Origin of the sequence: Phocaeicola sp. RTP21198st1_B8_RTP21198_201120, assembly GCF_040929485.1 — a bacterium.
GTDB classification, from domain to species: domain Bacteria; phylum Bacteroidota; class Bacteroidia; order Bacteroidales; family Bacteroidaceae; genus Phocaeicola; species Phocaeicola dorei.
The window spans coordinates 86,499-95,933 of record NZ_JBCOCI010000001.1 but is presented as its reverse complement, the minus strand read 5'-3'; the positions used below and the strand labels follow the sequence as shown (position 1 = coordinate 95,933).

The following is a 9,435-nucleotide window of genomic DNA, read 5'->3' as shown; positions in this document are numbered from 1 at the left end:
ATTTTATTCGCAATTCTCCCATTTTTTCCCGATAGACAGATGTTTTTCCGGCATCTGTATCAGCCTTGAACTCACGTATTATCTCAGCATCTTCAACAGAAACTTTATCGGAAGAGAGAATAAACGCAAATATATCACTCAACTTATCATCCATCTTCACCCTCATATAGCCCATTCCTCTCACCAAATCAGCATAACCATTGGTATAAAGCATGACAGGCGAGTTCAGTATATTCAGCTGCCGGATATAGTCATAGAAATCATCACTCAATTCCGGTTGTTTAAACTTTTGATAAGCTTCACGAGCCGGTAATCCACTGCACTGCACATAAGCATAGGCTAAATTAGAGCTTACACGGGTCAATGTCAAAGTACAAAGCAAATCATTCTGAGCCAATAAAAGATTCCGGTATGCCTGACTTCTTTTCTTATCGGAACAGATAGCAGATTTGGTTTCTTCATATTTTTTCAACCAATAAGCTTTATACTGACCGGCAGTCATATTATATAAATCATTCATATTCCAATGAACCATTCCCCATACATCCATCAAATGTTCATCATCGGTTATCATTTCATCATTCAAAGCCGCCATAGTACCTGAAAAATAGACTTTCTTTCCACCAGCACGCTTCCCTTTCAACAATTTGCTTTCAGAACGACTCAACTCACGCAAGTTGACAGCCATATCCAATTCACCACCGGGAACTAAAAATACATCAAAATAAATATCACGTCCCACAGAAAAACTGACCGTAGTCGGAGTACAAAGTTCAATCTCTGTCCGAAATGTTCCGTCTTCATTCACCTTAATTTCAGTATCCTCAAATTTAGCCGTCAACAAATCACAAGTCCTACAAGAAAACGGAAGTGCATAGTGCTTCTCATAGCCTAACAAACGACCGGTTATCACTGATTTGCCATCTTTCAATTCAGCCTTAGGCAACGGTTCATCGTAATTCAATTTCTGTTTCTTCACATCATCCGATAAATCTAATTCCGGTAATTTTCCATCCAAATGGATTCCCCATACCTTGAAACAATCTTCACAATCGCTTTCAATGAAATCAATCACTTTCACTGTGGGGGGCAATAACGGAAAAATAAGACTAAAAGAAGCTTCGCCGCTATCGGGCATCCAAAATTTTTCACCCAAAGTGATTCCATTACCGGAACGAATCGGATACTTCTCTCCATTATCAGCCAACAAATAACTTTCATTACTTATCTGAATCCAATTATGAGGACGGAAAAAGGCTTTTATATCCAATACGGTTGCCGTATCCGAAACCACCACTCTGTCTATCTCAATAGTAGAAGAACTACGAGCGATGAAAGGCGGCTGTTTAACCACCCGGTTTTTTGCCTGCAAAAGGCAGCAACTCACCATAGCAAGCAATAGAATACCAAAGTTTTTCATTGTATTTTTTTTAACATACTTACTTAATTCCCAAGTTCCTATCCAAAATATTCTTTACTTCTTCGTATGCCTTTGTATATCCACGGACCAAAGTAATACCATCCGGAGAGATTAACATAAGAATGGGAACTCCTGAAAAATAAAGGTCTTTCACTATAAAGCCGTTACCCTCCTCCTCTGTGTAAACTGTAGTCCACGGATGGCTTAGCAATCCCTGTACCCGTTCATCTTTCTTAAACTCTTCAGAACTTCCCTGCAACGATTTCAATAAATCATCACGGGTAAATCCCAATACCTCCAAACCTTTTTCATGATATTTTTGATAGAGATCCATTATTTTAGGATTTACCCAAAAAGTACCAGGACATAATCCCCAATGATAAATCAACACATATTTGCCTTTATAATCAGACAAAGACACCTTCCGGTCATCTTTATCTGTCACTGTAAACTCCGCTGGCGCAAAGCCTACTTCAATATTCTTCAATACAAGCAATTGCTTGTCAAGTATTTGTCCAAAATATGAATTTTGAACCTCTGGAGTAAATTGTGCCAAACGCTCTTTCACATCCTTATAAGTAGCATCAAAAACAAAAGCGGATGCATACATAAAAGCGGCATATTCCATATCGTTCACTTTCAATGCCAGACTATCACGAACAGTCTTCAGTATTAGCGGACGATGATATTCATTATACATTTGCCCGTATTTTGCCACACTATCATTTTGCTTTGTATCCTGATATTTCAGTATCTGACTGAAGATATCAATCATTTCAGTATTGGAAGACGCAGTCAGGCTATCGTACCTAGCCACCAACGAATTGTCATAAAAACCACCCGAATGACGAACCGCACCCAAGTAATCCAAAGACCCTTTCAGTTTTATATCATCACCTACACGAGCTATAATCTCAGCTCCGCGAATACAACTCCGTAACGGTTCACCCATTTTAGGCTGATGCATCAATAAATAAAAAGTAGTATGTTCCATAGGAATAAAAGCCGAGAAAGTTCCCTCCTTTTCCACCAATATGGTATCTGTCCCGTCTTCTTTCCAATCGGGCAATAAAAAAGTTTTAAGAAAAAGAGTATCTCCGACCTGAAGCCCTTCCAAATGACCGGATAGTTTAAAGCCATCGGTCTGCATAGTTTGCCGGCATGATACTAGAGCCACTGCAAAGAGTGCCAAAGCCAAAATTTTCTTCATATATTCTTACTTTTATATAAATGACTTCCGTTATTTTGCATGACGAAGTGCCAACGTATCTTTTTTCTCTACAGGAAATGACTTTGTCGGAATATCACCTCTAAAGAAACCTTCCTCCTTTATTTTTTTGATACGTTTCCATGCCTGCTGGTAAAGTGTTATGCGGTCTTCCACCGGATTCCCGTCTTCGTCCAAAGCATAACGCTGATCTTCGGGAACAGTAGCCATGTATTTCTTATAATAGCGAATGGCATTCTTCTCATCTTCTTTCCAATCATAGAGACAGGCTATTTTATAAAGAATGGAGTTTTTCTTTGTATAAATATATAACTTCTCCAAGGCTTCCACCTCTTTCTTTGTATCCCCCGCATAATCGTAACATTCTACCAACCCGTCATAAAGACGTACCATCATACTATCAGAAGGAACCGCTATGCGGAAGGCTTCTTCCATATATTCCACACCCTCCTTTTTCCAGGAAGTGCGTGCCGAAGCTTTTGCCAGATAATAGAGCACATTCACATCCATCGGATTTTTTTGATAGGCTTCTTTCAGATTATCGTATGCACCATAAAACCAGTTATCCCCATAATGGGATACACCTAAATAGTAAAGAGTGAGAAAACTACGATCACCCAGTTCTTTTAATGACTCATAGCGTTTTACCGCTGTTCCGTACTCTTTCAGCATACAATAAGCTTTCGCATTCTGGCGGTTCACATCTATATTGGTGGTATCGGACAAACGATAAACTTCCGTCACATCAACAGCATCTTTAAACTGCTGATTGTTATTAAAAATACCGGCAATGCGTGCCACTGTCTGGGCATCCAACGAATCACGCCGATAGGCTATGTTATAACTAAGAAAGGCACTGGCGGCATCCTGCAATCCCTCGTATGCCTGTCCCAGATATTTGTATCCGGTGGCCGACAAGGAATCGCGCTCCAACCAGCCATGACAAGCCGTACGTGCTTCTTCATAATCTTCGGAGGCTAATAAAGAGCGTATGAACTGCAACCGGAAAAATTTATTTTCCGGTTGCAAATTCATTGCCTTCTGATAACAGTTGGCCGCCCGACGGGAGTTACCCGTCAATTTGTAACACTCGGCAAGGTCGATCAAAACTTTTGTGTTTGTGCTGTCTTTCAAGATAAGAGAGTTCAATACCCCTATGGCTTCCGGATAACGGTTCATCGCTTTCAGCGCCTGAGCTTTGGTAATAAGCAATAAAGAATCCTGACAATCGGATTCAATCAGCGTAACTACTGTCTCATAATCATAATTATCCATTGCCTGACGAATCCCATCATTCACCTGGGCAAACAACGAAATGGGGAGCATACATAGTAGCAGTGTTACAAATTTCTTCATATCTTTATTCTTATTGTTTCTTTGTAGTAATCAATATCACGCCATTCTTGGCCTTGGCTCCATAAATGGCAGTACCTGCCGCATCCTTCAACACCGAAATAGATTCAATATCCGAAGCATTCATTTTTTCCATTTGACTATAAGGCTTTTCTATCCCATCAACTATAAGCAATGGTTTTTCCTTCCAATCTTTCAACGAAAAAGTTTCCTTACCTATCCGCAATGGATTTTCTTGAAAAACAGAGTCTGTCCTCAACTCCAAATGACGTGTTTCATTTGATTTTGTATCTTTACCGTCTAGTCTGAAAGTGACGGGAACCGTATATTTCACACGCACAGGCTGGCCTTTCTGCATACCCGGTTTCCATTTCGGCATAATGGAAATGACTCGGATGGCCTCACCGTCCAAATCCGGATCAATGCTCCTGACAACTTTGGGATTGGCTATATTACCATCTTTCTCAACTACAAATTGTACAATAACCTTTCCCTGTACTCCAGCTTTCTGAGCCTCCACTGGATATTTGATATTCTTTCCCAAGAATTTCAAACATTCTCCCATACCACCCGGAAACTCAGGCATCTCTTCAACAACCTGAAAAACCGGAACTTCATCAGAAGCTTCTTCACCACCTCCATAACCTACTACAACCACTTCCTGTGTCTTAGTTGTGATTTCTCCCTCCAAATACACTTTTAAAGATTTAATTTTTCCAATAAGTTTCTCTGTAATAGTCAATTCCTTTGTTTTCATATTTATATATGAAACACTCAAAGTAGCCCCAACAGGCATTGAAATAACAAAATTTCCATCTAAATCAGTGATCGTACCTGAAGTGGTACCTTTGATAATCACATTAGCACCTACAACCGGAGTGTTTGTACTTTTTTCTAATACCTGCCCTTGCACTTTTATTTCCTTTGCAGGATGTTTTTCGGGACTTTTAACCTCTTCGGTTTTCATAATTGCCGTTAAATCATTAACTTTGACGGCTGAAATCTCATCTAACTCACTAGAGATTTCGGGGCGGGCAAAGGCTGCCACGGCAATGACTGCCAATGGAAGCACATACAGGTACTTGAGTCGTGCCCACGGATTGGATTTCTTTTTTAACATCATAGTAATACGTTTTTTAAGTGAACTGTGATTGAAGCTGTTGGCCATAGAGTAGAGCCTTGTGCCAACAGCTTTTTTTATTAATAACAACTGATATTTCTTTGCATCAATACCTTGTGCAATCACGCTTTCGTCCGCTTCGAACTCGTGTATGTTCTGTAGTTCCTGTTTCAATAACCAGGAAGCAGGATTGAACCATTGGAAAAAGATGCAGATATCCGCTATAAGTAAATCTATGGAATGTCTCTTCCGTATATGAGCGTATTCATGCGTCAGTATTTCCTCACCGTTTTCCTTCAGGTCTTTCTCAGAGATCACTACAAACTTCATCCAACTGAACGGAGCGATTTCTTTTTGGTGGGTTATCAGCGTAATACCATTTTCCTGACGGACAAGGGTGCTACCCTTTATCAGCCTCAGCATACGGGTCAGCGACCATACATTACGTAAAAAGAAGAATACAATACCCAACAAATAAACCATCAGCAGCGCTTCACGCCACATAATAGCAGATTCGGGAGCAGTTTCTATAGTAGCAGTCCGATTAAGATTAGCCATAAGCAGCAGTTCTTCCCAAGTCAGCAATTGTTGGCTGACTTCCATCGGTTCTTTCATGGTCACTTCCACAAAGGGAATGGCACAGGACAATATCAGTATTCCCAACAAAGCAATACGGTTAAAACGATGGAATGTTTCACGGCTCAGCAACAGGCGGTAAAATAAATAGAATACCGCCAGACAGACTGCCGACTTTACAATATATACAAAAAATGCTCCCATAGTATGTATCTTTAATTATTCTCTTTATCCGGATTATTCATGCGCCTTTTCCACATCCCGGATAAGCTGCTTCAATTCATCCAGAGAAATCTCCTCCTCCTTCACCAGTGAAGAAACCGCTCCTAAATAAGAGTTATTGAAATATTTACTGATAACCCCTTTCAACGTCTTCTTCTTAAAATCATCACAGCTTACCACCGCATAATACTGATAGGTATTTCCAAATACCTCATGACTGAGAAACCCCTTTTCCTCCAATCCTCTCACAATGGTAGACAGAGTATTGAAATGTGGACGCGGTTCATCATAAAAATCAAGTAACTGTTTTACAAACAACGGGCCTTTTTCCCAAAAATAACCCATAATCTCTTCTTCCTTTGCTGTCAACATTTTCATAATCTTTCTTTTGATTATCACAAAGAACTAAAACTTTTAGTTATAAAACTAATTTTCATAGTTAAAGTAAACTAAAAGCTTTAGTTACCTGCTGTAAAACAGTATATCCCGTTTTCATCAGTAGGTGAAAACGGGATATACTTATCATAAATAATCCACCTATAAGGAAACTACAGATCTCTATATACTTTATACTTCCCTGAACAATCTATTATTCGTCAATGACCGGTTTATTCTCCGTCAGCCTTTTCAGGCGGAGAAGTGCCTCCATATAATAATAATCAGCATAAATGATGGATGCATCAATCTCTGATTCGGCAGGCAAGTGTCCTGTGGAATGAAGCAGGAAAGCAGGTTTACTTTCACCACACTGGTATTTGTCAGAACTCAGACTGGTTAGCATTTTTACAGCCGCCTGTTTATATTCCAATGCTTTTTCAGCCGGCAGATAACCGGACAATTCTAATAAAGCAGAAGCTACCACACAAGCGGCAGAAGCATCCCGGGGAGCATCGGGAATGGACGGATCATTAAAATCCCAATAAGGAATATAGTCTTCGGGCAGATTTTTCAGATATACATCCGTTACTTTTTGTACAAAATCGAGGTAACGGACATCTTTTGTTTCCCGATAAACGACTGTATAACCATAGATAGCCCATGCCTGACCACGAGCCCACATACTGTCATCCGAATAACCTTGATGGGTCACTCCCTTGATAAATTCACCTGTCAGAGTATCATACACTGCTACATGATAAGAGGTATAATCCGGACGAAAATGATATTTCATCGTCTTATCCGCATGAGCCACGGCAATGTCAAACAAATAAGGATTACCTCCATTCTTGGCTGCCCAGAAAAGCATTTCCAGATTGATCATATTGTCCATGATGGTATTATGACCGCCAAACATTTTCACATTGCGAGGCCATGAAAGCATAGTACCTACACGGGGATTGAACAATGCTGATAACGAATCAGCCGTATTGATTATAACTTGCTTATATTCCGGATTACCGGTCAGACGATAACCGTTACCATAGCTACAAAAAACCAAAAAACCCAAATCATGATCGTATGCAGGAATCTCCGAGAGAAATTTCAAAGAAGCAGTAAACTTTTCGGCCTCTTCCTTTATTTTCGGATCTTGTGTATATTCATAATCATACCACAAGATGCCCGGCCAGAAACCTCCGCACCATTCTTCCTTACTCACTTTACGATAGTTCCAGTCAGACTGGCCATCCATTATGTTACGAGGCATCATAGTGTAATCTACCTCTCGCCCTTTTCCATGCATAACCTCCAAAGTACGATGTACCTGGCGATCACAATATTCCAAAGCTCTGTCCACCTCCAGTTTGTTGTCTACTTCAGTACAGGCTGAAAGCAGACATAACCCTATACCTACTAATAGATTTTTTGTATTCATAATTATCCTTTCTTTTTTACTTATTGATACGGAACCAATCGGCATCTACCCAACCTCTTTCCTTACCATAAGGAGCTGTACTGAATAATCCTACTTTCGCTCCTATCCACTTACCCTGACGAGCGGTAAAAGGCACTCCGGCCGATGTATATTTCCTGCCGTCCAGACTGTAGCTGAAATAACAGATACCTCCCCCAGTTACTTTCACCTGCAAATAAATATCACGCTCATAATTGGGATAGAGCCCGGCTCCGAACCGGCGGCTTACAGGTAATTCCGCAAGACGGGTCACTGTTTCAGGAGACCGTTGCTCCGCATCCTTGCAGACCACTTGATTCAATATAAATTTATCACCTTCTTTTACTACACCCAGATAGCCATAATCCCACCCCATCACTATCAGTCCGGACTGCTGTCCGTCTGCTTTCGCCGAAACTTTCAGTTTGGCAGTCACTGTAAATTCTTCGGCAGGGAATTTTTGTAACAAGAGATTCGGCACCTCCCAAAAATTCACAAAATCCTTGGACAAAATATGTCCATATATACGAATGTAACCCAAATCAGAGGTAAAGCCAAACGTATCCTGGTAATTGGCATGCCATTCCCATTGCAAGCCCAATTGCCTTGTGTTGAATTCATCACTCTCAATCGGTGTCTCTATAGGATAAGTCCTGCCTACATCCGGCTTTTTATATCGTTTTACAGGTTCACCACACCCATCTCCATCCTTGTCCTCCCCAATCACGGGCCAATCATTTTCCCACTTCATAGGATTCAAGTGCAAAACTCTACCATACATAGCTTTATCTTGAAAATTGATAAACCAAGACTCGCCTGTACAAGTTTCCACCCATCCTCCCTGATGAGGACCATTTATATCTGTATCTCCCTGAGCCATAACAATTTTCGATTCGTATGGGCCATACACATTACGAGAACGAAGTGCCAACTGCCAACCTGTCACCACCCCTCCTGCAGGAGCCAAAATGTAGTAATATCCATTACGTTTGTAAAACTTAGGCCCCTCGATGGTGTGATTCACCCCATCATTACCATCAAAAACCAATACAGGTTCACTAATGACTTTTGTACCTCCCGCATTCATCTCACAAACCGTAATCACACTATTGAATGCGGCACGACTGCCCGCCCACGCATGTACCAAATACACTTTTCCATCCTCATCCCACAACGGAGTAGGATCTATCATTCCTTTCCCGGCCTTTACCAAGACCGGCTTTTCCCATTCACCCAACGGATCTTTAGTCTTTACCATGAAAATACCCCAATCGGGATCTCCCCAATAGATAAAAAACTCACCGTTGTGGTAACGGATAGAAGGAGCCCATACCCCTTTTCCATGTTGAGGAGCGTTAAAGAAGCCGGTCGGCTCTATCTCCTTCAAGGCATAGTTTGCCAAACGCCAGTTGACCAAATCCTTTGAATGAAGAATGGGCAATCCCGGAGCGCAGCCAAAACTGGAAGCGGTCATGTAAAAATCATCACCTGCGGCACAAACATCCGGATCAGAGTAATCCGCATGAATAATCGGATTAATATACGTACCGTCTTTCTGATCGGGCACCCATACCTTGGATACATACTGAGCATCTGCCTGTTGCCATGCACCACATACTAAAGCCGCTATAATCACTATCTTTTTCATTCTTACCTATTATAAAAATGCCCTGAAACAATCATTC

The 9,435-nt window shown here is 40.9% G+C and carries 7 protein-coding genes; all 7 read right to left on the bottom strand.

Annotated features, from left to right (window positions below):
* On the bottom strand, positions 1–1,420 hold a 1,420-nt coding region (locus AB5935_RS00350; RefSeq protein ID WP_368327301.1), incomplete at its 3' end, for a TlpA family protein disulfide reductase.
* A 19-nt stretch (positions 1,421–1,439) separates the two neighbouring features.
* Positions 1,440–2,630: a peroxiredoxin family protein gene (locus AB5935_RS00345; RefSeq protein WP_038610691.1), complete on the bottom strand. Its 1,191-nt coding sequence runs from the start codon at positions 2,628–2,630 to the stop codon at positions 1,440–1,442.
* 30 nt (positions 2,631–2,660) lie between these two features.
* Positions 2,661–4,004: a tetratricopeptide repeat protein gene (locus AB5935_RS00340; protein ID WP_007839566.1), complete on the bottom strand. Its 1,344-nt coding sequence runs from the start codon at positions 4,002–4,004 to the stop codon at positions 2,661–2,663.
* Between the two features lie 10 nt (positions 4,005–4,014).
* Positions 4,015–5,901, bottom strand: coding sequence for a TonB family protein (locus AB5935_RS00335; protein ID WP_007839565.1), 1,887 nt, complete (start codon positions 5,899–5,901; stop codon positions 4,015–4,017).
* Between the two features lie 33 nt (positions 5,902–5,934).
* Entirely contained in the window at positions 5,935–6,297 is a 363-nt protein-coding gene (locus tag AB5935_RS00330; protein WP_007831675.1) for a BlaI/MecI/CopY family transcriptional regulator, read from the bottom strand.
* Positions 6,298–6,508: 211 nt separating this feature from the next.
* Positions 6,509–7,732: a glycoside hydrolase family 88 protein gene (locus tag AB5935_RS00325; RefSeq protein WP_007839564.1), complete on the bottom strand. Its 1,224-nt coding sequence runs from the start codon at positions 7,730–7,732 to the stop codon at positions 6,509–6,511.
* 16 nt (positions 7,733–7,748) lie between these two features.
* On the bottom strand, positions 7,749–9,398 hold the full coding sequence (locus AB5935_RS00320; protein ID WP_007839562.1) for a glycoside hydrolase 43 family protein: 1,650 nt from the start codon (positions 9,396–9,398) through the stop codon (positions 7,749–7,751).
* Between the last annotated feature and the right edge of the window lie 37 nt (positions 9,399–9,435).